The following is a 308-nucleotide window of genomic DNA, read 5'->3' on the forward strand; positions in this document are numbered from 1 at the left end:
CCGTGAGTGCCGTCGTTTATAGACTTGATGATAGTGAATATACCTATAACAAAGATTCCGACGAATGGCAGTGCAGCCAGGGAAACACAACTGTAAATAAGAAGCGTTTTAAACAAAATAGAAAGGACGGAGTCCGAGAAGGGTATAGATATTATTTTGATATCCATCAATGTAAGACCTGTCCTATTCATGATGCATGTGCCAAAACAAGTGCAAGAAGAATCCTTAGTGTAGGATTAAATACGGCAGGCTTTTATGGAATCTCTCAATACCAAAAATCAGAGGAATTCAAAGAGAAGTATAAAAAA

The 308-nt window shown here is 37.3% G+C and carries 1 pseudogene; it reads left to right on the top strand.

Annotated elements, in window-relative coordinates:
• Positions 1–308 (top strand): annotated as a pseudogene (locus tag ACHABW_RS26055) (IS5/IS1182 family transposase); the annotation flags it as partial.

The organism is Salipaludibacillus sp. CF4.18, assembly GCF_051262595.1.
GTDB classification, from domain to species: Bacteria; Bacillota; Bacilli; order Bacillales; family Salisediminibacteriaceae; genus Salipaludibacillus; species Salipaludibacillus neizhouensis.